Below are 25,000 nucleotides of genomic sequence, written 5' to 3'. Positions count from 1 at the left end.
GCAAAACAGTCCGTATTCCACCGCAACTTTGTTATTTGCCTTTGGGCTTGCTGGCGTAGAACTTCTTCTTTTTGGGCTTGCCGGCGGGGGAGGGGCTGCCGGTGACGTGCGGCTTGCCGTCGCCGGCGTGCACATGGCCAGGCACTGCCGCGCGAGGCTTGCGGGCCTCGGGGTTGCGCAGCTCCTCGACACGCTCGGCAATCTCCTCGGCGCTAAAGCCGATCTCGGCCATGGCGTCCTCAATGGGCAGGCGGCGCACGATATAGCAGTGGTGCACCTTCTGGTTGCGCGCGAAATCCTCGGGGATGGTCTGCGCCGTAATGTCCTCCAGCACGACGCCCGCGCGTGCGAGCTTGCGCGTCTCGGGGCGGAAGCCACGCAGGTTGCAGCTAAAGATGGCGTGGCCGCCCTGTGCGAGCAGGCGCGATACGCCGGCCAAAAGCTCAACATGGTCGCGCTGGACATCCCAGGTGCGGCGGCCCATCTTGGACGAGTTCGAGAACGTGGGCGGGTCGACAAAGATCAGGTCCCAGCGGTTGCGCGTCTGGCGCTGGTCGCGAATCCAGGCGAGCACGTCGTCGCGCACAAAATGATGCTGCGGACCAACAAAGCCGTTCTGGCGCATATTGCGCTCGGCCCAGTCCAGGTAGGTGTTGGAAAGGTCGACCGTCACGGTCTCCTCGACGCCGCCGTCTGCCGCATAGCAGGTGGCGGTGCCGGTATAGGCGAACAGGTTGAGGAAGCGGCGCGCCTGTTTGGCGTGCTCGCGCACCAGGTTGCGGGTGACGCGGTGATCCAAGAAGATGCCGACGTCCAGGTAGTCGTCAAAGTTGACGGCAAAGGTAAGGCCGCCTTCTTCGATGAGCGGCAGGCGACGGCGTGCGATATTGGCGCGCTCGCCCGGGCCGCCCTTGCCGGCGCCCTGCTTGCCGTACTGCGAGCCGCCGCGCGAACGCATGCGCGCCTTGGCGTGCACATGCTCGGCGGGAACATCTAGGATGCGCGGCGCGATGGCCAAGATGTCGAGCATGCGGGCCTGGGCCAGTGCGGGGTCGATGGTCTTGGGCGCGGCGTATTCGGCGATGACGAGCCAGCGGCCCGGCGTCTGCGGGCAGCCCTCGTACAGGTCGATGGCGGCGGAGTAGTCGGGTAGGTCGGCATCGTAGACACGGTAGCAGCTCACGCCCTCGCGCTTGGCCCACTTGCGACGCAGACGGGCGTTCTTGCGCAGGCGGTTGGCGAACTGCTCGGACTCGGGGATGAGCACGGGCAGCGGCTTGCCGTCGCCCAAGTCGAGCGTGGCGGCAGGTTCGGGCATGGAGGAAGCGGCGGCTTCGCCGTTGGCTTCGTTGGCATCCGCAACCTCGGCCTTGGCATCCGCACTGGTCGCAGCCTCAAACGCTGCGGCGGCGTGGTCGAGCGAAGGCCAGACTTCGACGGTTGCCTCCTCGTTGTTGGGCATGATGGCGATCGAACGTTCGGGCTCGGCGTGGAGCGCGCGGGCCAGCAATCCGTCGCGGGTGAGTGCGGCGACCGGTGCCGAAGCGAGCTCGGGCGCGCGGCGCAGCTCGCCGACCAGCGTCATGGCGTCGTGCATGAGCGAAAGCGGAGTCTCGGTGGTGTCTGCGACCGCGGCGGCGCCGGCGACAGCGCCCACATGGTCCAGCACGGTGGCGGGCTTGGCGGCACAAAAGTCGACAAAACGCTTATAGCCGGCGCTCTTGACCATGCGCTCGGCGGTCTTGCGGGCAGCGGGGTCGATGTCTACGGCCACGATGCGCGCCTGCCGCTCGCGCGCTGCCGCCTCGCGCTCGCGCGCCTCGGCAAGCAGCTGCTCCCACAGAGCGGCGTCGTGCGGCTGCCAGCCCTCAAAGCCCCAGCGCTCGCGTGCGGCGCCCGGGGCGCGGTCGGTCAGAATGTTCACGGCTTCCAGCAACAGGCCGCCGCCGGCGCACGAGGCATCGATCAGCGTGGGAAGGGCTTCGTTCTCGTAATCGTCGGCCGTCAACTCGCGCTGGCACAGTGCGGTCCAGCCGACCTGCGCCAGCACCAGGGCGGCGTAGTCGGGGCGCAGCACGTGCGAGCCCTCGCCGGCGCGGGTCGCTGCGGGCGGCAGGCGTTTGAACAGCGGGTCGCCCGAAAGGTCCAGGCTGATGCTCGCGCGGCGCTGACGCAGCGAAAGCAGCAGGTGAACATCGGGATCGGCGGCGTCGACATCGGCGCGACGGCCCGTGGTTTCGGCCAAGCGGTCGCACAATGCGTCCTTGGCGCGCAGGGCCGAGAAGCGCGTGTTGCGCAGCTGCTCGGTCACGCCGCGGGCGGTGATGGCGATGGTGGCGCCGGGGCGGATGATGGTCTCCCAAGCGATGTCGTAAACGCTGTCGTACAGTTCATCGGCATCCTGCGCCTCAAAGCGCCCGAGTACCACGAACACACGGCTCGCCAGGCGTGACCACAGACAGGCGCGGTAGCCTTCTTCGAGCTCGCCCTCAAATGTGGCGCGGCCCTTCAGCCGGCGAACATGCGAAAGCCCGAGGCGTTTAAGCTCATCGGCGAGTGCGGACTCAAAGCCCTCGGGGCAGCTTGCGTAAAATTCCATGGGTGACCTCTCTGGTTGCGTCGCTCCATTATATGATGGATGCTTCGTTTGCCCTTATCCTCGAAAGGAACCCATATGATTGATGCGTGCCCCGAACCCGCTGTGCTCTTTTTTGACGTGGACGGCACGCTGACGTCGTTCGATCCCGACGATATGACCGATAAGGACTTTTCGGCGGTTCGCCCCTCGCAGGCGGTCGTCGAGGCGTTTCATCGTCTGCGCGACGCGGGACACAAGGCGTTTATCTGCACGGGTCGCCCCCTGTGGCTCATCGCCGATAGCTTGCGTGCGCTCGACCCCGCGGGCGTCGTTGCCATGGCGGGCGCCACGCTCGAGGTCGAGGGCCGCGTGGTGTATGAGGACTGCTTTGACGAAGACATTGTTGAGGAGCTTGCACGCCGTATGGCCACGGCAGGGATTGAAGCCTTTTTCGAGACCAACGTGGCTACTTTTGCCCTGGAACCCGCGGGTGTTGAGCAGTCGTCTCTGATCGGCACTTCTGTGGTGCACAGCACCGAGGAAATGCGCGTCGACGGCCGTCTGCGCGTGGGCAAGGTAGGCATCGTCGCGAGCGACCTGGCTCGCGTAGCCAACGATGATGGCTTTATCGATCGCGAGTTTGAGCTGTGCAACACCGGTGGTCAGAATCGCGAGCTGAGCCCCAAGGGCATCGACAAGGGCGTAGGCGTGGCGCGAGCGCTGGAATACCTGGGTCGCACCGGCAACGCGCGCACCTTTGGCTTCGGCGATTCGGGTAACGACCTGGGCATGCTCGCTGCGGTCGAGACGGCTGTCGCCATGGGCAACGCCATGCCTGAGGTCAAGGCGGTCGCCGACTACGTGACCGACGACGTCGCACACGACGGCACCGTCACAGCGATGCAGCATTTCGGCCTCATCTAATGAATCCCGCGTTCTGACGTTTGCTCAAACTGCGACTCTTTGCTTTTGCATGCTCAATCGATTTATCAATCCAAACACTGAGGTGTTTATACCGTTCGCCGAGAAGATAAAAAACCGCAGCTCACGCTTTGATAAACGTAGGTAAAGTGTTTAGCAGTTTATCGGCCGTATGCTAACGAAAGGAATTAGGCAGATGGCAATCAAGGTGTTCGCTGACGGTGCAAACCTCGAAGGCATGCTCGACATGTACGAGAACGGCAACGTTCAGGGTTTCACGACCAACCCGTCCCTTATGAAGAAGGGCGGCGTGATGGATTACCGCGCGTTTGCCAAAGAGGTCCTGGCTCACATCACCGATGTGTCCGTCTCGTTTGAGGTCTTTGCCGACGACGTCGAGACCATGGAGGTCGAGGCCCGCGAGATCGCTACCTGGGCCGAGAACGTCTACGTCAAAATTCCGTGCGTGACCACCAAGGGCGAGTCCACCGCCGAGCTGGTCCGCAAGCTTTCCGCCGACGGCATCAAGGTCAACGTCACTACCATCTTTACGCCTACGCAGGTCGATGAGATGGTCGAAGCCGTTGACGCCGAGACGCCGTCCATCATCTCGCTCTTTGCCGGCCGTATCGCCGATACCGGCGTCGACCCCATTCCGTTTATGACGGAGTCGGTCAAGAAGGCCGCCGCCAAGCCCAACTGTGAGGTCCTGTGGGCGTCCACGCGCGAGCTCATCAACATTTACCAGGCCGAGGCCTGCGGTTGCCAGATCATTACGGTGCCCAACAGCATCCTGGCCAAGCGCAAGAACATTGGTCGCGACCCGTACGAGGTCTCGCTCGATACCGTGCGCGGTTTTGCCAAGGATATCGCGGCGCTCGGTTTCCATATCCTGCCGTAGCGCGAACACTGACTACGCCGCGGGCTGCTCGCCCCGGCTTTCCTTTCCCTATCGCTCACGCGCTTCGCGGGGGTCGCGCTAGGCAAAGGAAAGGCCGGGGCTGCCGACACGAGCCTGCCAGCAAGTTGGCGCTTGGTTTCCATATCCTGCCGTGGGCAAAGGTACCCCCGCCTGCGCCGTGCAAAATTGAGAGTATTCAGCAAGGTAAAGGCTTTCACCAGTTGGGTGAAGTACGGAACAGCCCCCGTTTTGGCTCTGACGACGCTAAAACGGGGGCTGTTTTTTGCTTTTTCGCCTCTGGGAGGCATCCGGAACAGCGGAATTTGCAGAATACTCGCGATTTTGCACGTCACTACAGGGGGTACCCCTGCTTTGGCGGTTTACTTCCCCTGTACCATGGTGAGCGAGATCTTCTTGCGGTCGCGATCGACCTTTTCGACCCACACCTTGACCGTGTCACCGACGCGCACCACGTCGCTCGGGTGCTTGACAAAGCGGTTGGCTAGCTTTGAGATATGCACGAGGCCGTCCTGGTGCACGCCCACGTCGACGAAGGCGCCAAAGTCCACAACGTTGCGCACCGTGCCCTTGAGTTCCATGCCGGGCTCCAGGTCATCGATGGAAAGCGCCGAGCGGCTAAAGACCACCTCGGGCGCGTCGTCTCGCGGGTCGCGGCCGGGCTTTTTGAGCTCGTTGACGATGTCGATGAGCGTGAGGGTGCCGCAGTCCAGGTCGCTTGCCAGCGCCGAGATACTGCCCAGGCGGCGCTCGATGTCGGGCACGCCGCCGCGGCTGAGTTCACTGGCCGCCACACCGGCGCGCTCCAGGACGGATGTGGCCACCTCGTAGCTCTCGGGGTGGACGCTTGTCGCGTCGAGCGGGTTCTTGCCACCGCTGATGCGCAAAAAGCCCGCGGCGTTGAGATATGCCTTGGGTCCCAGCTTGGGGACCTTCTTAAGCTGACGGCGATCGGTAAAGGCGCCGTTTTCCTCGCGGTAGGCCACGATGTTTTTGGCCACGCTCGGCGTGATGCCCGATACGTATCCCAGTAGGCTCGCGCTCGCGGTATTCACGTCGACGCCTACGTGGTTGACGACGTCCTCCACCACGTGGCCCAGAGTGCGCGAGAGCTCGGCCTGGTCAAGGTCGTGCTGGTACTGGCCCACGCCGATAGACTGGGGCGGAATCTTGACGAGCTCTGCTAGCGGGTCTTGCAGGCGACGGCCCAGGCTCATGGCACCACGCACGGTGACGTCCAGGTCGGGATATTCCTGGCTGGCGAGCTCGGAGGCGGAGTACACCGACGCGCCGGCTTCGTTAACGATGGTGTAGCGAAGGCCGGGCGCCTGCTCGGCAATGAACTCCGAGACGACTTCCTCGGTCTCGCGGCTGGCGGTGCCGTTGCCGATGACGATGGTGTTGACGCTGTCCTTTTTGACGAGGCGGGCGAGCTCGCGCTTGGTGCCGGCGACGTCGTGGCGCGGCTTGGTGGGGTAGACCACGCCGTGGTCGAGCAGCTTGCCGGTCTCGTCCATAACGGCGACCTTGCAGCCGGTGCGGTAGCCCGGATCGAGCGCGAGCACGCGGGCGCCGCGCACGGGGCGTGCCGAGAGCAGGCCCTCAAGGTTCTTGGCAAAGACGTTGATGGCCTCGGTCTGGGCGCGAACGGTGAGCTTGGCGCGGGCCTCGCGCTCCAGCGAGGGGGCCATCAGGCGCTTGTAACCGTCGGTGATGGCGGCGTCAAAGACGGGCGCGAAGACGCCTTGGCGTCGGGGCCAACGGCTGCCGAGGCGTGCCGTGGCAGCGGCGCCGTCGACGTTCACGCGCACGCGGAGCTTGCCCTCGCGCTCACCGCGGTCGATAGCCAGCACACGGTGGTTGGGAATACGGCGCAGCGGCTCGTCAAAGTTGTAGTAGGGCTCGTAGGGAGTCTTCTCCGCGGGGTCGGTAGCCTCGACGACGATATCGGCGGTGTTTTGCGTAAAGGCGCGCAGGTCGGCGACGTTCTCGGGGTCCTCGGCCACCGTCTCGGCCACGATGTCGGCGGCGCCGGCGAGCGTCTTCTCGGGCGTGTCGAAGCCGGCCTCCTCGTTGACGTATGCCGCGGCGGCGTCGAGTGCGCTGCCCTTGGCCGAGGCCTGCATGATGATCATGTTGGCAAGCGGCTCCAGGCCGGCCTCGCGGGCCTTCTGCGCGCGGGTCATACGCTTTTTGCGGTAGGGCTTGTAGAGGTCCTCGACACGCTGGAGCTGCGTGGCCTCGCGAATTTGCTGCTCAAGCTCTGGCGTGAGTTTGCCCTGGGCGTCGATGAGCAGAATGACGTCCTCTTTGCGCTGCTCAAGATTGCGCAGGTAAGACAGACGCTCGTCGAGTGCGCGCAGGGCGACGTCGTCCATGCCGCCCGTGGCTTCCTTGCGGTAGCGCGAGATAAAGGGGATGGTGTTGCCCTCGTCGATGAGTTTGACGGCCGCCTCGATGTTGGCGGCCTTAAGGTTGAGCTCGCGGGCGAGCTGGGCGATAAGATCCATGGGACTCCTTGCGTTTAAGGTGCGTTTGCAACACAGGGCTACCAAGGATACCACCCGTCCCAAAAGGCTGTTTTGGGGCCGCGCCACGAAAACGGCCTATCTACTACGTTTTACCCGTAGGGGCTGACCATACCTGGGTTTTCCGAAAGTCGGCAAGCCGTTTACCTGCGGTTTTTATCTCGCGAAATTCGGCATGCTTGAGGGTGATCGGTTAAACGTAGTAGATAGGCCCATTTCGTGACGAACGAACCAAGCTGAGGCGCAAAATAGCCTCGCTCCAGAATAATCGTCGGCAAGGTAGCAAAATGCCCCGCGGGCAGGAGGCTGCTCGCGGGGCAAAGAAGAGGGGCTTGTTGGCGGCGGGCCAAGGCGCTCGGCGGGGAGTTTGCCGCGACCCGCTCTTAAGGCATTACAGCTCGACGAGCTGGCCGGTCTCGGCGGCCTCCTTGATGGCGTTGAGAAGCGTGAGCGTCTTGACGTTATCGGCGGGGGTCACGACGGGCTCGACCTCGCGGCGGACGACCTTCACAAAGTGCTTGAGCTGCATCTTGTGCGGCAGCGCCGGGTCCACGGCCGGAATCTCCATCTGCAGCGGCTTGTGCCAGTTGGAGGCGCCATCGTAGGAGAACTGGTGCAGGCGGGGCAGCGACAGGGCACCCTTAGTGCCGCCGATATAGTAGGCGTCGGCGTCGAAGGGGCGGTACTGCGGATCCTCGCGGGCGGTGGCCTCCCAGTTCCAGGGGCTGGCGGTGGCGTCGGAGATGGTCATGCTTGCGAGCGCGCCATCGGAAAAACGGACGTTGACCACGGCGGAGTCCTCGGTCTCAAAACCGCGGGCGGCGCTGGACTGCATACCCTGGACGGCAACGGGCTCGCCCAGCAGGTAGCGGAGCAGGTCGACGTCGTGCACCAGGTTGACCAGGATCGGGCCGGCACCCTTCTTGCGGCGCCACTCGACATCGAAATACTCGTCATTCTTATAGATCATGTAGTGGAAGCTCGACACGGTGAGCTTGCCCAGCTCGCCGGACTCGATGATTTCCTTGGCCTTGTTGACGAAGGGGTTGTGGCGACGGTGCTGACCCACGAGCACGGGCACGCCGGCGGTCTCGGCCTCGGCGGCGAAGGCCTGGGCATCCTCGAGATCGTTGGAGATCGGCTTTTCGACCAGCGGCACGATGTTGCGCTTCACAGCCTCGCGAGCAACGCCCAGGTGCAGGTCGTTGGGGGTGGCGATAATGACGGCCTCGGGCTTGACCTCGTCCATCATCTGGGCGGGATCGGTGTAAAACGGCACGCCGGCGGCCTCGGCCGTGGCGCGGGCGCCCTCAAAGGCGTCAGCGATGGCGACGAGCTCGGCCTCGGGCTCCTCGGTGACAAAGCGGATGTGGTTGCGGCCCATGGCGCCGGCGCCGATAACGGCAATGCGGACGGGGTTGAGCTCAGACATTTCGACTCCTTAAATACTGGTGACCGGTGGAATGCGACAAAGGGGCTGTCCCTTTGTCGCATCGGTAAAACTAGGCGGACTTCTTCTTGCTGTCGGAGACCATCATGTAGACGGTGAGCACGACGGCGATGGCGGCGATCACAATGGCGCCGTAGAAGGACTGCTGGTAGGCGGCGCTGCCGGCCTCGGCGTGATACAGCACGGCGGTGATGGGCTGGCTGATCCAGGTGGAAGCGGCATAACCCAAAAACATGATGCCGTAGTTGACGCCGATGTTGCTGGTACCAAAGGCGCCACCGGTGAGCGGCGGGTAGATGACGAGCAGGGCGCCAAAGCTAAAGCCGAGCAGAGCGAGCGCCACAAAGAACATGGCTTGCGTAAAGCTCATCGACATGATGACGAGTGCGACGATGGTGACGACAAGGCTGATGAGCAGCGACTTATAGGCGCCGAGCTTGTCGATGATCTGGCCAAAGGACAGGCGGCCGACCAGGTTGGCGCAGGTGTTGACGGAGACCACCACACCGCCGAGCGCGACGGCCGCGGCGCTCGTGGGATCGGCGAAGAGCTGGACGGCGGCGATGGAGGCAACCTTGCCCACGAGCAGGGTGCCCGCGGTGGCGGCAAAGGCGAAGGTGACGATGAGGACCCAGAAGCGCGGGGTCTTGACCATCTCGCCCGGGGTGAGGTCGCCGAAGGTGCCGGCATGCGCGCCGCCCTTGGGGGCCTCGAAGCCCTCGGGCAGCCAACCGGCCTCGGGGGCCTTCAGGAACAGGGCGGAGGCGGCAATCGTCACAAAGAAGATGACGCCGAGCGCCTTAAGGGCGCCAAAGATGCCCAGGCTCGGGATGAGCAGCGAGGCGAGCACTGGGGACAGCACGGCGGGGCCGGCGGTCGAAGCGGCCAGGGTGATGCCGGAGGCGAGGCCCTTCTTGTCGATGAACCACTTTTGACCGGTGGTGAGTGCCGGGTTGTAGCCCAGGCCGTTGCCGATGGCGGCGACGAGCGAGAACCACAGGTAGAACTGCCACGGCTCGGTGACGGTGCCGGACATGAACCAGCCCAGGCCGTAGCACACGGCGGCGGCGATAACGACGTTGCGCGGGCCGATCTTATCGGAGATGCGGCCGGCGAAGATGCCCGTCACGGCCATGATGGTCTGAAAGACCGGGAAGGCCCAGGTAAGAGCGCTGGACCACTCGGGGTAGACGGCGAGCAGGTTCTTGCTCACGACGGAATACAGCGCGATGGAGCTGATGAAGAACATGGTGACGCACGCGGCGGAAAGCACGACGGCGCGACCCTTGTTGGAGTTGGTGGAAGCCATTGGACTCTTTCTAATCGATACGGGGGAGGAGCGGTCGTATCCGCGGGTCTCCCTGTTAGGTTGGTTTACTGGTCAGTCGGCTTGGCGACGCCGGACTCATCGGACCAAAGCTCGACACCCTTGTTCTTGAGGTAGTTGTCGGCATAGGCGCGACGGCCGCCGGGCTTGGCGGTGAGGTCGCCCATCATGTTGGAGAAGCCACCGTCGACTTTGATGGCGTCGCCGGTGGTAAAGTCCGAGCGTTTGGACGCCAGGAACATGACGGCGTTGGCGATATCGCTGACCTCGCCGATGCGACGCGTGGCGATCAGGCGGCTGCGGCTCTTTTCGACCTCGGGGTCGGCGTAAAAGCTTGCCGACATCGGGGTCTTAACGAAGCAGGGCTCGACGCAGTTGGAGCGCACGCCGTAGGGGCCCCACTCGGCAGCCAGCATCTTGGACATCATGTTGACGCCGGCCTTGGTAGAGCTGTACACGCCCGAGAACGTCTCGGGGGAGTGGCTGGCAACGGTCGAGATGTGCACTAGGCGGCCCTGGCCGGCCTTGATCATCTCGCGACCAAAGCGCTGCGAGGTGATGAAGTAGCCGGTGAGATTGACGTTGAGCACCTGCTCCCAGTCGCTCAGCGGCAGGTCTTCCATGGCGGCGAAGCGCAGGATGCCGGCGGTGTTGACGAGAACGTCGACGCGGCCGAAGTCGGCGATGGTGGCATCGACGGCGGCCTGAACCTCGGCCTCGTCGGTGGCGTTCATCTTGTAACCCTCGGCGTGGATGCCAAACTCGGCGGCGAGGTCGGCGGCTGCGGCCTTGACCTTCTCTTCGTCCAGGTCGAGCAGAACGACGTTGGCGCCATTGCGGGCGAACTCGCGGCAAATCTCGACGCCCATACCGCCGAGCGCGCCAGTCACGGCGCAGACATCGCCCTCGAGCTTAAGCCAGTTGCTCATAGGAACTTCCCTTCTTGTCTTCTTGTGCCTCCCTGTGGGTCGCTCCCATTAACCGACCCACGTGGTTTTCGCTGGTTATCGTATGCTTTGCATTTGCGCAGGTGAATTGCATATTTGTTAGAATGGCGTTAACCGTAGGTTTACACTGTGCAATGCAGTTTTTCTCAATCGAGCGCGTGACCTGCCAAAACGACCCCCTGTGGCGCCATGCGTTCACAGGCGCGAAAACGGGAGATTGACGTGTACGATCGACGACTCGAGGCCATATCGGCCGCCGCGGAGCTGGGAAGCTTCTCACGTGCGGCGGCAAAATTGCGCGTGTCGACCCCGGCGCTCGTCAAACAGGTGTCGGGTTTCGAGGCCGAGTTTGGCATCACGTTGTTCGAGCGCTCGCATTCGGGTGTTAAGGTGACGCCGGCGGGCGCTCTGCTGGTGGACGACGCGCGCTCGATCATGCGGCAGTCCGAGGACGCGCTGCGCCGCGCCCGACGCGCGGCGGGCGATGGCGGTGCCGTGCGTCTGGGTGTGTCGATGATGTGCCCGGGGCGCCAAACGCTGTCGATGTGGTCGGGCGTACACGAGCTGGAACCGTCGCTGCGATTTGAGATCGTGCCGGTAAGCGACCTCTATGACGAGCGCGAGACCGTCATGCGCAGCCTCGGTCGTGAGGTCGATGTGGTGCAGTCGAGTTTTTCGACCCCGCGCTGGGGTGACGCCTGCCAAAAGCTCCGCATTGTCAACGTGCCGTTTTATATCGACCTGCCGCGCACGAGCCCGCTGGCGCGCAAGAATCGCATTACGGTCGCCGACTTGGAGGGTATGCGTCTGCGCGTGCTCCGCCACGGCAACGACGCTATGGACAGCCTGCGTATCGATCTGTTGGCCGACGGCGGCGTAGACGTGATCGACGTGGACAGCTTTGACTTTGCGCTCTTTAACGAGGCAGAGGAAAAGGGCGACGCGGTGCTCACCTGCGGCGCATGGTCGGGGGTGCACCCGGCCTTTGTGGGCGTGCCGTTCCTGTGCGGGCGAGAGGTGCCGGTCTTTTTGCACTATCCGCTCGAGCCCACCCTCCAAGTACAAAAATTCGTCAACGCCATGGCCCAACTCCTCAAGTAGCCAAAAGAGTCCCGTCCCAAATTAGCTACCCTTTGCTACGGGTTTAGCGGTCCTCGCGTTGCGGCCCGGCTGCCTCGGCTGTCTTTACGCGGTTCTTATCGACGTACATGTTCTTGTCGGCCTGGGAAAAGAGTTCGCGCATGGTAGGCGGCTCGTCAAAATCGCTGGAAAGCGCATAGCCCACCGCGTAGCTGATGGGCATATCGGGGTGGACTTCGGAATACTCGTTCACGTTCGCGCGAATCCGAGCGAGACAAGATTCCACAGCGGCTCGGTCGGCATCCCGCAGCACCGCGATAAACTCATCGCCGCCGTCGCGACCCACAAAGCACGTCTCCGACGCCACACTTCCCAGTTGTTGGGCAAAAGAGCGAATGTATTCATCGCCCTTCTCATGGCCGAAGTTGTTATTGACCATATGCAGATTGTTAAGGTCGAAGACGCACACCGCAACGGGCTCCTCCGCGGAGACAGGCTGCTCCTGCCCCAAGATCTCCTCGCACTTGTTCTTGTTGGGCAGCCCCGTGGCTTCGTCGAGATAGACTTTGCTCTGCAGTTCGCGATTGAGCGCGGCGGTGCGCACCGCGCGAACGAGTTCGACCGCAAAGGTCGCCACCAAGCCCACGATGTCGATGATCACCAAGCCCTCGAGATAGTTGAGCGCCGACGCCTTCTCCTGAGAGTAGTCCTCTGCGAGTCGCGTAGCATCGTCGCAAATGCCAAAGAACTCCTCGCTCATGGAGATGATGTCGGTGTTCTCATAGCCGACTTCGCGCACGCGGATGATCTCGGTGCAAAGCTCATCAAAATAATTTGCAAGCTCGGTCATTTTTGCCTGATACTCATCGTCGTCGAGACGGACGAGGTTGAGGTCGTCACTTCCGTAACGCAAACCGTTGATGTATGAATCCACGGCTTTGAGCAGGTCATCTTGAGGCTGGCCCGCATCCTCGAGCTTAACGATTCGCTGCGTGGTACCGCGCACCAGACCGGCGTAGTTGACCACACGCGCCGTGCCCTGGATATCGGAGACGAGCAGCATAACATTGATGAAGAAGAAGATGAGAACTGCCGTGAGCACCATCATGAGCAGGCGCACCGCCTGGCCGGCCTTCTTGGCGACAGAAGTATTCACAAGTTCACTCCCCTAAATGACAAAAGAACAGGTAGCACGCAGTGTGCTGAAATTCATGGGTGGTTAACTCTACCATATGGGCCAGCAGCCTCAAACTGCAGCAGACGCTCGTCCAAATTGGCGTGACGCTTGCCTTGTTGTTCTTGACCTGGCCGCGCTATCGGACATGCTTCTGGTCTTGGATCACCATGGGAAAGCTCATCCCGTTTTGTGCGTCTAGAGTGGGATGCGGCTTCCCAAAGGTGCCGTTAGGGGAAATCACATCCCGGTTTACCCCCTTGAAATGGGATGCCGTTTCCCGGAGGGGGTCCAGCGGGAAACGGCATCCCATTTTGGGCCCGAAAAGTGGGATACGGTTTCCGGCCGGCATGAAAAAGCCTCCGCAGCTCGTGTGGCTGCGGAGGCTTTATTCGTTGCGGTGCATTGTGTTTGGGTCGTTGAGATGAGTCGATTTGCCCCGAAAGAGGAGGGCATTGATCTTAGGGTCATGCCCGACGAATGAGCGGCAAATCGGCCATCTCGGCGAGCCGAACTACTCCAGCTCAAACGCTCCGGTATAGAGCTGGTAGTAATACCCGCGCTTGGCAATCAGCTCGTCGTGGTTGCCGCGCTCGATGATGCGGCCGTGGTCCAGACAGATGATCGCGTCGGAGTTGCGCACGGTGGACAGGCGGTGCGCGATGACAAACGTCGTGCGGCCTTCCATGAGCTTGTCCATGCCGGCTTGCACGATGGCCTCGGTGCGGGTATCGATGCTCGACGTGGCCTCGTCCAGGATCATCGCCGGCGGATCGGCGACGGCGGCGCGTGCGATCGAGATCAGCTGGCGCTGGCCCTGCGACAGCTGGGCGCCGTTGCCGGTGAGCATCGTGTCGTAGCCGTCGGGCAGGCGGGTGATAAAGTCGTCCGCGCCGGCGAGCTTTGCTGCCGCGATGCACTCCTCGTCGGTGGCATCCAGATTGCCGTAGCGGATGTTATCCATCACGGTGCCGGTGAACAGGTTTACGTCCTGCAGCACCACGCCCAGCGAGCGGCGCAGATCGGCCTTGCGGATCTTGTTGACGTTGATGCCGTCGTAGCGGATCTTGCCGTCGGCGATGTCATAGAAGCGGTTGATGAGGTTGGTGATGGTCGTCTTGCCGGCACCGGTGGCGCCGACAAACGCGACCTTCTGACCCGGCTTGGCAAACACGGACACGCCGTGCAGCACCTCGTGGTCGGGCGTGTAGCCAAAGTCGACGTTGTCCATGACCAGGTCGCCACGCAGCGGCACGTATTCGATCTCGCCGGTCGCGCGGTGCGGATGTTTCCACGCCCACATGCCGGTGTGGTGGTCGGCCTCCTCGAGCTGCCAGGTGTCGGGGTTCACCTGCGCGTTGACGAGCGTCACGTAGCCCTCGTCGGCCTCGGGCTTCTCGTCAATGAGCTCAAAGATGCGGTCGGCACCGGCGAGGCCCATGACCACGGCGTTGATTTGCTGCGAAATCTGGCCGATCTGTCCGCAGAACTGCTTGGTCATGTTGAGGAACGGCACGACGACGGCGATGGACAGCGCCATGCCCGAGATACTCAGGTTGGGCACGCCCAGCGCCAGGAAAATGCCGCCTGCCAGTGCGACCAGCACGTAGAGCAGGTTTCCCAGGTTCATAAGGATGGGCATGAGGATGTTGGCGTACATGTTGGCCTTCTGCGAGACCTCGAAGAGCTTTTCGTTGCGCTCGTCAAAATCGGCCTCGGCGGCAGACTCGTGGCAGAATGCCTTGACGACCTTCTGGCCGTTCATGACTTCCTCGATATGGCCCTCGACCACGCCGAGCTCGGTCTGCTGCGCAATGAAGAAGCGCGCGGAGTTGGAGCCGAGCAGCTTGGTCATAAAGGTCATAAAGGCGACGCCTGCCACAATGACCAGGCACATCCAAACGCTGTAGTACAGCATGATAAAGAACACCGTGACGATGACGATGGTCGTCATGAGCAGGTTGGGCAGCGACTGGCTGATCATCTGGCGCAGCGTGTCGATGTCGTTGGTGTAGTGGCTCATGATGTCGCCGCGCTGGTGCGTGTCGAAGTAGCGAATCGGCAGGTCCTGCATGCGGTTGAACATCTTCTCGCGCAGCTTCTCGAGTGAGCCCTGCGTGACGATGGCCATGGCGCGGTTCCAGAACAGCGAGGACAGGATGCCGACGCCGTAGATGCAGGCGAGGGTGGTCACGAGCTGTGCGATCTTGGGCTGTGCAACTTCCCAATCGCCCGACTGCCACGATTCGCTAATAATCTGCAGGGCGCTCTGAAGGAAGGTCGCGCCGATGGAGTTGATGATGGCGCAGAGCACCACGCCGACGACGACGAGGGGCAAAAGCACGGGGTAGAAGCCAAAGAGCGTCTTGATGAGGCGCGACATGGTGCCGCCCTTGCGGTTGAGCGCGCGCTCGGCGGTCGTTGCCTTACTCATGTGCCTCGCCTCCTTCCTGGGTCTGAGCTTGTGTTGCGGATGCCTCGGTGTCGGCCTCGACGGCCCCTTCGCCCTCGGCGGACATCTTGTTCTGCGAGGTGAAGGTCTCGCGGTAGATCTCGCTCGTCTTGAGCAGCTCGTCGTGGTTACCGATCTGCGCGATACGGCCGCCCTCCATGACGATGATGCGGTCTGCGTCCTGCACGGAGCTAATGCGCTGGGCGATGATGAGCTTGGTCGTGTTGGGCAGATAGCTTGCCAGCCCTGCGCGAATCTTGGCGTCGGTCTTGGTGTCGACGGCGCTGGTGGAGTCGTCCAGGATCAAGATCTTGGGGCGACGCAGCAGGGCGCGCGCAATGCACAGGCGCTGCTTCTGACCGCCGGAAACATTGGAGCCGCCCTGTTCGATCCAGGTGTCATAGCCCTTGGGGAAGCCGTCGACAAACTCGTCGGCGCAGGCCAGATGTGCCGCCTCGCGGACCTCCTCGTCGGTGGCGTTCGGGTCGCCCCAGCGCAGATTCTCGGCGATGGTGCCGCTAAACAGCACGTTTTTCTGTAGCACCATGGCCACTTGGTGGCGCAAGGCGTCCAAGTCGTAGTCGCGCACGTCCATGCCGCCCACGCGCACGGTGCCCTCGGTGGCGTCGTACAGGCGGGCGATGAGGTTTACAAGCGTGGACTTGGCCGAGCCGGTGCCGCCGATGATGCCGATGGTCTCGCCGCTCTTAATGTGCAGGTCGATATCGTCGAGCGCTTGGCGCTTCGCATGCGCGGAATACTTAAAGCTCACGTGGTCAAAGTCGATGGAGCCGTCGACAACCTCGAGCACGGGCTCGGCGGGATCAGCGATCGTGGGTTCGGCGGCAAGCACCTCGGTAATGCGGTGTGCCGATTCGTCGGCCATGGTCACCATGACAAAGATCATCGACAGCTGCATCAGGCTCATGAGGATCTGGAAGCCATAGGTAAAGATCGAGGAGAGCTGGCCCACGTCGAACAGCGTGCCCTGGCTCGTGATGATGAGCTTGGAGCCCAGGTAGATGATGACGACAAACGCGCCGTTGACGCAGATGTTCATCATGGGGTTGTTAAAGGCGAGCAGCTTCTCGGCGCGGGTGAAGTCCATCTGGACGTCGCGTGCGGCGGTCGCGAACTTCTCCTTCTCAAAGTCTTCGCGCACGTAGCTCTTGACCACGCGCATGCCGGTGACGTTTTCCTCGACGGATTCGTTAAGGGCGTCGTACTTGTGGAACACGCGCGAGAAGATGGGACGCACCTTAAAGATGATAAAGAACAGCCCAAAGCCCAGCAGCGGAATGATGACCAGGTAGACCATGGCGACGCTGCCGCCCATGATAAATGCCATGGTAAAGGCGAAGATCAATACCAGCGGCGCGCGCACGGCGATACGGATGATCATCATAAAGGCCTGCTGCACGTTGTTGATATCGGTGGTCAGGCGCGTGACGAGCGAGGAGCTCGAGAACTCATCGATGTTGGCAAAGCTGAACGTCTGGATCTTGTAGAACAGGTCGTGACGCAGGTTCTTGGCGAAGCCGCAACTCGCATGGCTGCAGGTGACGCCGGCAGCGGCGCCAAAAGCAAGCGACGTCAGCGCGATGAGCACCAAAAAGCCCGCGGTGGGAAGCATCTCGGCTACGGTGGCGCCGTCTTTGATGGCGTCGATCAGGTTGGCGGTGATAAAAGGAATCAGCATCTCGCAGAGCACCTCGCCAAGCACGAGCAGCGGCGTGGCAACGGTGACTTTCATATAGTCGCGGATGCTTCCCATGAGGGTTTTAATCATCCAGTTCCTCCCAGGTTACACGGATTTTCTCGAGCATTTCGGCGAGCTGTTCGCGCTCGTCGTGGGTGAGGGCACCAAAGGCCTGCTCTCTAAAGCGAATGCGGGCTGCCTGGTCGATGCGGGCGTTTTCCCGGCCGGTTTCGGTCAGGCGAATGGTGGGCTGCCGTCGATCCTTGGGGTTACGGCTGCGCTCGATGAGGCCGTTGAGCTCGAGTTTGGACAGGATCTCGGAAAGCGACCCCGGCTTGAGGTCAAAGTGCATGCCGAGTTCCTGCTGCGACATCTCGCCGCCGGGTTGCTTGGCCAGCAGGCAGATGATGGGCGCCTTGCCGGACACGCCTCCGCCATGAAAATGCATGTAATGGCCGCAAAAGCCCAGGCCATTGAGGATGCGTTTGGCAAGCTTGTCTTCTGAGCTAACCGCTTCGGGTGCATCCGCCGGCTGTGACGGGTCGCCGTCGGGCTCGTGCGAACAAAGGTTAAGAGGTTCATCGCACATGAATTAGTGTTGCTCCTTTCTTTAGTTAGGTAGTGGAATTGTTTTGTGCCTAACCAATCTAGGAGCATGAGAAATGAATGTCAAGGTACCAAAGTGAGAAATGAATGTCAAGGTACCAAAGTAGTTGTTGCGCGGTTTTACCAAACCGCGCAACGGCTCGACGCTGCAAACCCGCCAGAGCGGCAATCTGCCTTTCAATTTCGGCGGCATGACCTTATAGTTACGGCGTTTTACCAAACGCCGTAACCGGCCGACGCTGCAAACGCTCCTAAGCGGCAATCTGGCGTTCAATCGTCGGGCATGGCCACAAGGCCTATGCCCCCCATTTCCGAAACCTTTCCGCAACAATGCGCTCTTCGCGACCCTGGCGCCCGCTCACAACGTCCCCTGCGCTACACTTAGTCGCACTGTGGCGCTGCTGCGCCGTGCCCGAACCAAGGGAGACCCTCATGAAGAACACTCAGCTGCTGCTGATCAACGATATGTGCGGCTACGGCAAGGTCGCGCTTTCCGCCATGCTGCCGGTGCTGTCGCATATGGGCTACCGCATCCACAACCTGCCGACGGCGCTGGTGTCCGATACGCTCAACTATCCCAAGTTCTACATCCATGACACCACTGAGTACGTGCGCCAGAGTCTCGCTATCTGGGAGGAGCTCGGGTTTGAGTTCGACGCCATCTCGACCGGCTTTATCGTGACCGAGGAAGAGACGCGCATCATCTCGGACTTTTGCCACCGCCGTGCGCAAAAGGGCACCAAGGTGTTCGTCGACCCCATCATGGGCGACAACGGCAAGCTCTACGCCGGCGTGCCCGAGTCCACGATCGGTCTCATGCGCAGCCTGCTCGAGTGCGCTGACTATGCGGTACCAAACTACACCGAGGCGTGCCTGCTCACCGATACGCCCATTGCCGAGCAAATCACGCCCGATGAGGGCCGCGCTCTTGTGGATGCCGTGCGTGTCCTGGGCGCCAAGTCGGTGGTCATTACGAGCGCCGTAGTCGACGGTGCGAATGTCGTCATCGGTTACGACCATGTGGCGGGGGAGTACTTCACGATTCCCTTCGACCTGATCCCGGTCTACTTCCCGGGCACGGGCGACACGTTCTCGGCGGTGCTCGTCGGCCGCGTTATGGCCGGTTGGAGCCTGCAGCGTGCGACGAGCGATGCCATGCGCGTGGTAGCCGAGCTTATCGAGCGCAATGCCGACCAGGAGGATAAGTCCGCCGGCCTTCCCATCGAGGCCTGCCTGGATGTGATTGACCATGAGTAACGCCGACGAGAGCGACACCGAGGTCACGGGCGAGAACAAGCCGCTCGGCGCACCGCGCGGCAGGCGCCCACGTATTCGCATTAGCTGCGTGGACCAGCTGGGCACATGCCGCTGCCATCACGGGCACAAGCCGGGTGACGTCTTCGACTTCGACCGCGACCGCGGCAAGATGTGCGCCATGGCCTGCCATGTGGGCTTTCCCTATATCGATATCCTGCGCTATGGCGGAACCGTGCCTGGCAACGAGCCTGGTACGGCAAAGTTCTGCTGCCCCGAGGTCGATACGCTGAACGTCTGGCTCGCCGAGGTTGTCGACGAGTAGTCGAGCGCAATGTGACAAAGGGACAGTCCCTTTGTCACATTCGCCGGTGGTGTTCCTTCTATTGTGCTTGTAATCTCAAATCTCTGCATTTCATCCGATTTTAGGTTCTAAAAATTCTACGTTTTATCGATAATCAAGCGTATAAAACTTTGCATTTCATTTGATGACACTGAGGGGAGAGCCTATGCTGCGCAGGAAAATAGCGGCAGAGCTGGAGCGCTGGCTGAAGTCTGTCGAGCAAAAGGCCTTATTCATTACGGGTTCTCGCCAGATCGGCAAAAGCTATTCGATTCGCGCATTTGGCAAAGCCAACCATGCAACCTACATCGAGCTTAACCTCATGGAAAATCGCCAGGCAAAAGATGCTCTTCTCGAGGCGCGGGATGCCGATGATTTCATCAGCAGGGTGACGCTTCTTTCGGGAAAGTCGATTGCACCAGGCAAAACGCTCGTGTTTATCGATGAGGTCCAAGAGGCCCCCGACATCATGACGATGGCAAAGTTCCTTGTTGAGGACGGGAGGTGCCGCTGGGCGTTTTCGGGGTCAATGCTCGGGACTCAGTTCAAGGGCGTCAGGTCCTATCCCGTGGGGTATGTCCACGAGCTTAGGATGTTCCCGCTCGATTTTGAGGAGTTTTGCTGGGCAACCGGGGTGAGCGAGGGGGCTCGCCAAACGATACGTAACGCGTGTATCAGCGAGAGGCCCATTCCTGATTACATTCATGACGCGATGATGGCAAACTTCAGGACCTATACCGTTGTCGGCGGAATGCCGGAGGTCGTGCAGCGTTTCCTTGACACGCAGGGCGACCTTGCCTCTGTTCGTCAGCTACAGTCAGAGCTCAACGAACAGTACCGACGGGATATTTCCAAGTATGCAAGCGGGCGTACCCTTCAGGTGCAGAGCATCTACGATCAGCTCCCCATTATGCTTGAGGGCGAACACAAGCGTTTCGTGCTCAATTCCATTGACCCCAAGGCGCATTATGAGAAGTACCAGCGAGATTTTGTCTGGCTTGTCGATGCCGGCGTTGCTCTCAAAGCCGATATCGTAACCGAGCCAAAGTCGCCCCTGCTCAAGACGGCACGGCCATCGCAGTTCAAGCTATACCAATCGGATACGGGCATGTTGATGGCGCGCTACCCCGTTGGAGTCGCCCAAGCGGCGTATCTTGATAGCAAGGAGCCCAATCTGGGCGGCATTTACGAAAACGTGGTGGCCCAGCAGCTGGCTGCCCAAAATCGCCAGCTTTACTACTATCAGACAAAAAAGCGCGGTGAAGTGGACTTTGTGGTCGACGGACCGGATGGGACGGCTGTTCCGATCGAGGTTAAATCGGGCTCCTATTACCACGCGCACGCTGCGCTCGGTCATGTGCTTGATACGGCTGAATATGGCGTAAGGCTCGGGATTGTTTTCTCGAGAGGCAACGTTGAGCGCAACGGAGCGGTTCTCTATTTGCCGCTATATGCGACCTGGGCCCTTTCGGATGTTTTGGGCGACTCCTGCGCCGAGGGGATAAAGCTGGAGGTCAAGCCGGTCTAGGGCCGGTCCCGGATGTGGCAAAGGGACAGTCCCTTTGTCACATTCATGAGTGTGGATTTTCTCCCACCGAGATAACGAGCGTGGATTTTCTCCCGTTTAGAGCGCACTCGAACGCTCAAAGTGTGAGAAAATCCACGCTCGTTTTATGCCGATGGCGTGGCCCGTGTGCCCGCGCCGCCCGAGCGCCTACAGCTGCTCGAGCATGGCGGTGCAACCGGCGAGTACATCGCGGTAGGTGGCGTCGAAATTGCCGGTGTACCAGGGGTCGGCCACGTCGCCGGGGCGATCGGTCCAATCGAGCAGGCGCGAGATCTTGCCATCGGGGTCCTTCCCAAAAATTCGGTACAGGGCGCGGGCGTTCTCGTCGTCCATATAGACAATGTGGTCCCAGTCGCCATACTCCGCGCGACGCACCTGACGTGCGCGATGTGCGACGACGGGAATCCCGACCTCGCGTAGCTTGGCAACGGTACCGTGGTGTGGCGGGTTGCCGATCTCCTCGGTCGAGGTCGCCGCGGAATCGATGGCAAACTCCGCCTCGCGCCCAGCGCGGCGCACGAGCTCGGTAAACACCGACTCGGCCATCGTCGAGCGGCAGATGTTTCCATAGCAGATGAACAGTACACGTTGCATATGCGGTTTCCTTTCGATCGCCATCATCGAGCTCGAGTATCGCATCTACGCCTGCGCCATCGCCCTCTTGCGTTCCCAGCGAGCCAACTTAATCGTCACCAGCGTAAGCACCCAGGCCACAAGCGAGAACGCGGCACCCACTGCGCCTACATATGCAATGCCAACGCTGCTTACCACGGTGCCGCCCACTGCGGTGCCAAACGAGATGCCGACGTTAAACGCCATGGGCTCAACCGAACTTGCGAGTACCATCGACTTGGGATGGCGGCTGCGTGCCACGTCCATAAAGTGCGTGATGCACGACACCGAGAACAGGTACATGAGCAGCGCCAGGCTAAAGACAAAGACCAGCGCGAGCGGCATGGTGCCGCCCACAGCAAACAGTCCGAGTAACGCTGCAGCCTGCAGCACAAACGTCACGAGTAGCGCCTTCATGCCAAAGCGCGCATCGATCCATCCGCCCAGGATGTTCGAGATCAGGCAGAACACGCCGTAGGCCATGAGCGTGGTACTGGCTTCGACCGTGCCCATGCCCAGCACCTGCTCAAGATAAGGCGTCACGTAGCCGTAGAAAACGTAGACCGACCCCACGCCAAACAAAAAGATGAGCATGCCGGTGATGATGCTCGGCTCGCGTAGCAGACCCGCCTGCTCGCGAAAAGTGGCGGGCTCGTCGGTTTGCCCAGCGCGCGGCATAAACGCCACGAGCGCTCCGCAGATCAGAACGGCAAAGGCCAGCGTGCCGTACATGGCCACGTGCCAATCGAGCGTGTCGGCCACAAACTTGCCGATCGAAGTGACAAAGACCATTGCCACGGAAAACGCACCATATACCACCGAGATGGCAAGCGAAGTTTGCTGCGGAGACAGAAGCTCGGGGATGTACGTCACGCCCACGGCGAGCAGTGCGCCCGAGACGGAGCCCAGGATGATGCGCGAGATGAACAGCACCTGGAAGTTGGGCGCCAACGCCATGACCAGGTTGCCGAGCACAAAGACGATGCTGTAGCACACGAGCAGCTGGTAGCGGCGAAAACGCCCCGTACTGAGCGCGAGCACCGGCGTCGAGATAGCGTAGATCAGTGCGAACACGCTAATAAGTTGGCCTGCGGTGGCAAGCGATACGCCGAGTTCCGTCGCTAGGTCGCTTTCGATGCCGATGACCACGAACTCGGAGCAGCCGAGCGAGAATCCCAACAGCACGAGCAGCGCCAGGCAAAGATTGGTGCGCGCGGGGGAGAGCGCGGCGGCGGTTGACTTACTTTTTGGCGTGGTTGCGGCGGTCAAGGTTGTCACTCCAATGTCGCGTGAATAAGCGGGATTCAATCCCTGCAACTCTAACAGAATGTGACAAAGGGACAGTCTCTTTGTCACATTCGCGGCGTGGCTGCCGCCTAAACCGTCACAACATTCGATGAAAATCTCGAAAACGAGGAAAAACGTCGAATGTTGTGACGGTTTTCGTGTCCGGCGCGGGTGAGCTTCGGTGCCGTCTGGGGGTATAAGACTAGCGAGTGTTTATTTGCGAGGCCTAAGGGGCGCCCCGTATGGATATCGATAACTTTGAATGGTGGTATAGCGAGGGCGAGGCTCCGGACGAGGAGTGGGACGAGCCCGCGTCGCGTGACGTGTCGAGCGACGAGGACGAGACCGGCAACGATGCCGCTGTCGAGCCTGATGCCGCCTCCGATGCCGCCGAGCCCCTGACCTTTGAGCAGGCTTGGGCCCAAGCCGAGGCCGATGAGGCTAAGGCCGATGCCACGGCCACACTCGGTGAGCCGGCGGACATGTCCATCTCGCCGGCCAAGACCCCGCAGCCGCGCCATAACATCGACCCCGACAGCACGGCATCCTTCAGTATTCTCGACGTGCCCTCGCAGGGTGCTCAGGCGCCCGCGCCCACACGTCGTCCCAATCTGTCTCGCGAGGAAGATGCAGGACGTCGCTCTCCGCTCGGCCCCATCCTTATCGCCTTCATGGCCGGCGTTATCGCATGCTCGGTAATTGGAAACGTCTGGAGCCATGTTGAACAACAGCGAAAAGACGCCGCCAAGGTCGAGATGTCTATCGAGCAATCGCTCGGCCGCACGCGCTCGGTACATGTGTCGGTCGAGGTCAAGGACGGCGCGACGTGGGACACCGCGCGCGGCGACAGCCAAATGCTCATCCACATCGTGGGGCGCACGCTCAAAGGGCAGACGATTGACGAGTATCAATACGTCAATTCCGCTGGTGACGGCATCGAGCTCAAGCCCGGCGACTACGAGCTCACCGTCGACGAACCGCCCGTCGCCACCGACGGCACGCGCTTCCGCGCCTCAAAGCGCATGGTTCCCGTGAGCTTTAACTCGCAGGCGCCCGATACGGTCGATAGCACTCCGCAGGGCGGGTTTGACCTTTACGCTATTGCTCAATAACTGCGCCTGTCGCTCAACCCCGCCGCCAAGAGTGGGACAATAGCCCTCGACACTATTGTTTACTTTTGGAGGAAGTAGCATGTCTACCGTCACTACCATCAAGCGCGGCAGCCTCACCGCGGCCATCGATTCCATGGGCGCCCAGCTCACGAGCCTTGCCCTCAACGGCAACGAGTATCTGTGGCAGGGCGACCCCGCCTTTTGGGGCAAGCATGCGCCCATCCTGTTCCCCATTGTGGGCTCGCTGCGCAACAACACGGCGACGTCTGCGGCTGGCACCTGCGAGATGCCGCGCCACGGCCTCGCGCGCATCGTCGAGCACAAGCTGGTCGAGGTTTCGGAGGACGGCTCCTCGGTAACGTACGAGATCACCGACACGCCCGAGTCGCTCAAGGCCTTTCCGTTCCACTTTAAGCTCAACATGACCTATGCCCTGACTGGTGACGCCACACTTACCCAGACCTTTGCCGTCACCAATACCGGCGACGTGGACCTGCCGTTCTCGGTGGGCGGCCACCCCGCATTTAACGTACCTGCTCCCGGTGCCGAGGACGAGGCATTCGAGGATTACGAGCTGGCGTTTACCGAGGCTTGGACTAATGAGGCTCCCATCATCACGCCCGACGGTCTTATGACGTTCGAGGGTAGTTACAAGGCTCCCGATAACTCGGACGTGCTGCCCATCACGCACCGCAGCTTCGATAACGACGCCATCATGTTCACCGATACCCCGGGCTCCACGCTCACACTGCGCGGCCGCAAGTCTGGCCACGGCGTCAAGATCGACTTTGAGGGCTTTAAGTACATCGGCGTGTGGTCTGCCGCCAACGACGCTCCGTTTGTGGCGCTCGAGCCCTGGACCGGTCACACCACCATGGACACCGAGGACGATGTCTTTGAGCACAAGGTCAACACCATCACCTTGGCTCCCGGCGCTACCGATAAACGTAGCTTTAGCGTCACCCTGCTCTAGAGGTTCCGCCGTTCTAATGAACGGCGGGCCGGTCGACGCTGCGCGCCGCCCAGGGCGACAATTTGTCATTCAAAAGGCAGGGCATGACCAGAAGGTCTATGCCTTGCCTTTTTCATGCCTAGTCGTTGGGGACGTTCTTGTTTGACTAGTCGTTTAAGAACGTCCCCAACG

At 61.4% G+C, this 25,000-nt stretch carries 19 protein-coding genes; 8 read left to right on the top strand and 11 right to left on the bottom strand.

Features of this window, described 5'->3' with window-relative positions; genetic code table 11:
* Positions 1–31: 31 nt before the first annotated feature.
* Positions 32–2,599 (bottom strand): bifunctional 23S rRNA (guanine(2069)-N(7))-methyltransferase RlmK/23S rRNA (guanine(2445)-N(2))-methyltransferase RlmL, encoded by a 2,568-nt coding sequence (gene rlmKL / locus ABCN01_RS04595; RefSeq protein WP_342996173.1) that lies wholly within the window; start codon positions 2,597–2,599, stop codon positions 32–34.
* Positions 2,600–2,674: 75 nt separating this feature from the next.
* Between rlmKL and ABCN01_RS04590 the strand changes: the two genes are divergently transcribed.
* Both ABCN01_RS04590 and ABCN01_RS04585 read left to right on the top strand, forming a co-directional pair.
* Positions 2,675–3,502 carry an HAD-IIB family hydrolase gene (locus ABCN01_RS04590; RefSeq protein WP_342996172.1) on the top strand — a complete coding sequence of 276 codons (828 nt, stop codon included), beginning with the start codon at positions 2,675–2,677 and terminating at the stop codon, positions 3,500–3,502.
* Positions 3,503–3,695: 193 nt separating this feature from the next.
* On the top strand, positions 3,696–4,400 hold the full coding sequence (locus tag ABCN01_RS04585) for a transaldolase (RefSeq protein ID WP_342996171.1): 705 nt from the start codon (positions 3,696–3,698) through the stop codon (positions 4,398–4,400).
* Positions 4,401–4,780: 380 nt separating this feature from the next.
* Here ABCN01_RS04585 and ABCN01_RS04580 read toward each other — a convergent pair whose 3' ends face one another.
* The 4 genes from ABCN01_RS04580 to ABCN01_RS04565 all read right to left on the bottom strand — a co-directional run bounded on the left by ABCN01_RS04580 (position 4,781) and on the right by ABCN01_RS04565 (position 10,652).
* Positions 4,781–6,928: a Tex family protein gene (locus ABCN01_RS04580; RefSeq protein ID WP_342996170.1), complete on the bottom strand. Its 2,148-nt coding sequence runs from the start codon at positions 6,926–6,928 to the stop codon at positions 4,781–4,783.
* 409 nt (positions 6,929–7,337) lie between these two features.
* Positions 7,338–8,378 (bottom strand): Gfo/Idh/MocA family protein, encoded by a 1,041-nt coding sequence (locus ABCN01_RS04575; RefSeq protein WP_342996169.1) that lies wholly within the window; start codon positions 8,376–8,378, stop codon positions 7,338–7,340.
* 70 nt (positions 8,379–8,448) lie between these two features.
* Positions 8,449–9,705 (bottom strand): MFS transporter, encoded by a 1,257-nt coding sequence (locus ABCN01_RS04570; protein WP_117770400.1) that lies wholly within the window; start codon positions 9,703–9,705, stop codon positions 8,449–8,451.
* 65 nt (positions 9,706–9,770) lie between these two features.
* Positions 9,771–10,652, bottom strand: coding sequence for an SDR family NAD(P)-dependent oxidoreductase (locus ABCN01_RS04565; RefSeq protein ID WP_117736616.1), 882 nt, complete (start codon positions 10,650–10,652; stop codon positions 9,771–9,773).
* 240 nt (positions 10,653–10,892) lie between these two features.
* On the opposite strand from ABCN01_RS04565, the gene ABCN01_RS04560 reads away from it, so the two are divergent.
* On the top strand, positions 10,893–11,771 hold the full coding sequence (locus ABCN01_RS04560; protein WP_342996168.1) for a LysR family transcriptional regulator: 879 nt from the start codon (positions 10,893–10,895) through the stop codon (positions 11,769–11,771).
* A gap of 43 nt (positions 11,772–11,814) precedes the next feature.
* Here ABCN01_RS04560 and ABCN01_RS04555 read toward each other — a convergent pair whose 3' ends face one another.
* The 4 genes from ABCN01_RS04555 to ABCN01_RS04540 form a co-directional block, all read right to left on the bottom strand.
* Positions 11,815–12,906: a GGDEF domain-containing protein gene (locus ABCN01_RS04555; RefSeq protein WP_226812474.1), complete on the bottom strand. Its 1,092-nt coding sequence runs from the start codon at positions 12,904–12,906 to the stop codon at positions 11,815–11,817.
* A gap of 532 nt (positions 12,907–13,438) precedes the next feature.
* Positions 13,439–15,358: an ABC transporter ATP-binding protein gene (locus tag ABCN01_RS04550; RefSeq protein ID WP_342996166.1), complete on the bottom strand. Its 1,920-nt coding sequence runs from the start codon at positions 15,356–15,358 to the stop codon at positions 13,439–13,441.
* Complete coding sequence (locus ABCN01_RS04545) at positions 15,351–17,165, bottom strand: ABC transporter ATP-binding protein (RefSeq protein WP_342996165.1); 1,815 nt, start codon at positions 17,163–17,165, stop codon at positions 15,351–15,353. Before ABCN01_RS04545 ends, ABCN01_RS04550 begins: the two co-directional genes overlap by 8 nt.
* Positions 17,158–17,664: a MarR family winged helix-turn-helix transcriptional regulator gene (locus tag ABCN01_RS04540; RefSeq protein ID WP_342996164.1), complete on the bottom strand. Its 507-nt coding sequence runs from the start codon at positions 17,662–17,664 to the stop codon at positions 17,158–17,160. Before ABCN01_RS04540 ends, ABCN01_RS04545 begins: the two co-directional genes overlap by 8 nt.
* A 449-nt stretch (positions 17,665–18,113) precedes the next feature.
* On the opposite strand from ABCN01_RS04540, the gene ABCN01_RS04535 reads away from it, so the two are divergent.
* From ABCN01_RS04535 to ABCN01_RS04525, 3 genes are all read left to right on the top strand, one after another.
* A complete protein-coding gene (locus tag ABCN01_RS04535; protein ID WP_342996163.1) occupies positions 18,114–18,938 on the top strand; it encodes a PfkB family carbohydrate kinase in 825 nt (274 codons plus the stop codon).
* Positions 18,931–19,260, top strand: coding sequence for a TIGR04076 family protein (locus ABCN01_RS04530; protein WP_342996162.1), 330 nt, complete (start codon positions 18,931–18,933; stop codon positions 19,258–19,260). Before ABCN01_RS04535 ends, ABCN01_RS04530 begins: the two co-directional genes overlap by 8 nt.
* Positions 19,261–19,444: 184 nt before the next feature.
* Entirely contained in the window at positions 19,445–20,806 is a 1,362-nt protein-coding gene (locus ABCN01_RS04525; RefSeq protein WP_342996161.1) for an ATP-binding protein, read from the top strand.
* A 186-nt stretch (positions 20,807–20,992) separates the two neighbouring features.
* Here the strand turns inward: ABCN01_RS04525 and ABCN01_RS04520 are convergent, their stop codons facing one another.
* Together ABCN01_RS04520 and ABCN01_RS04515 are read right to left on the bottom strand one after the other, a co-directional pair.
* A complete protein-coding gene (locus ABCN01_RS04520) occupies positions 20,993–21,439 on the bottom strand; it encodes a low molecular weight protein-tyrosine-phosphatase (protein ID WP_035138777.1) in 447 nt (148 codons plus the stop codon).
* 45 nt (positions 21,440–21,484) lie between these two features.
* Positions 21,485–22,735: an MFS transporter gene (locus ABCN01_RS04515; protein WP_342996160.1), complete on the bottom strand. Its 1,251-nt coding sequence runs from the start codon at positions 22,733–22,735 to the stop codon at positions 21,485–21,487.
* 251 nt (positions 22,736–22,986) lie between these two features.
* Between ABCN01_RS04515 and ABCN01_RS04510 the strand changes: the two genes are divergently transcribed.
* On the top strand, positions 22,987–23,856 hold the full coding sequence (locus tag ABCN01_RS04510) for a hypothetical protein (RefSeq protein ID WP_342996159.1): 870 nt from the start codon (positions 22,987–22,989) through the stop codon (positions 23,854–23,856).
* Between the two features lie 79 nt (positions 23,857–23,935).
* Positions 23,936–24,829, top strand: a complete 894-nt coding sequence (locus ABCN01_RS04505) for an aldose 1-epimerase family protein (RefSeq protein ID WP_195503144.1) — start codon at positions 23,936–23,938, stop codon at positions 24,827–24,829.
* Positions 24,830–25,000: the final 171 nt, after the last annotated feature.

It is taken from the genome of Collinsella aerofaciens (assembly GCF_039062365.1).
Taxonomy (GTDB): Bacteria; Actinomycetota; Coriobacteriia; order Coriobacteriales; family Coriobacteriaceae; genus Collinsella.
This window is presented reverse-complemented; position numbering and strand designations above follow the sequence as displayed.

Coding starts and splice junctions, on each gene's coding strand:
- rlmKL (WP_342996173.1), bottom strand. CDS start 2,599: ATGGAATTTTACGCAAGCTGCCCCGAGGGCTTTGAGTCCGCACTCGCC.
- ABCN01_RS04590 (WP_342996172.1), top strand. CDS start 2,675: ATGATTGATGCGTGCCCCGAACCCGCTGTGCTCTTTTTTGACGTGGAC.
- ABCN01_RS04585 (WP_342996171.1), top strand. CDS start 3,696: ATGGCAATCAAGGTGTTCGCTGACGGTGCAAACCTCGAAGGCATGCTC.
- ABCN01_RS04580 (WP_342996170.1), bottom strand. CDS start 6,928: ATGGATCTTATCGCCCAGCTCGCCCGCGAGCTCAACCTTAAGGCCGCC.
- ABCN01_RS04575 (WP_342996169.1), bottom strand. CDS start 8,378: ATGTCTGAGCTCAACCCCGTCCGCATTGCCGTTATCGGCGCCGGCGCC.
- ABCN01_RS04570 (WP_117770400.1), bottom strand. CDS start 9,705: ATGGCTTCCACCAACTCCAACAAGGGTCGCGCCGTCGTGCTTTCCGCC.
- ABCN01_RS04565 (WP_117736616.1), bottom strand. CDS start 10,652: ATGAGCAACTGGCTTAAGCTCGAGGGCGATGTCTGCGCCGTGACTGGC.
- ABCN01_RS04550 (WP_342996166.1), bottom strand. CDS start 15,358: ATGAGTAAGGCAACGACCGCCGAGCGCGCGCTCAACCGCAAGGGCGGC.
- ABCN01_RS04545 (WP_342996165.1), bottom strand. CDS start 17,165: ATGATTAAAACCCTCATGGGAAGCATCCGCGACTATATGAAAGTCACC.
- ABCN01_RS04540 (WP_342996164.1), bottom strand. CDS start 17,664: ATGTGCGATGAACCTCTTAACCTTTGTTCGCACGAGCCCGACGGCGAC.
- ABCN01_RS04535 (WP_342996163.1), top strand. CDS start 18,114: ATGAAGAACACTCAGCTGCTGCTGATCAACGATATGTGCGGCTACGGC.
- ABCN01_RS04530 (WP_342996162.1), top strand. CDS start 18,931: ATGAGTAACGCCGACGAGAGCGACACCGAGGTCACGGGCGAGAACAAG.
- ABCN01_RS04525 (WP_342996161.1), top strand. CDS start 19,445: ATGCTGCGCAGGAAAATAGCGGCAGAGCTGGAGCGCTGGCTGAAGTCT.
- ABCN01_RS04520 (WP_035138777.1), bottom strand. CDS start 21,439: ATGCAACGTGTACTGTTCATCTGCTATGGAAACATCTGCCGCTCGACG.
- ABCN01_RS04510 (WP_342996159.1), top strand. CDS start 22,987: ATGGATATCGATAACTTTGAATGGTGGTATAGCGAGGGCGAGGCTCCG.
- ABCN01_RS04505 (WP_195503144.1), top strand. CDS start 23,936: ATGTCTACCGTCACTACCATCAAGCGCGGCAGCCTCACCGCGGCCATC.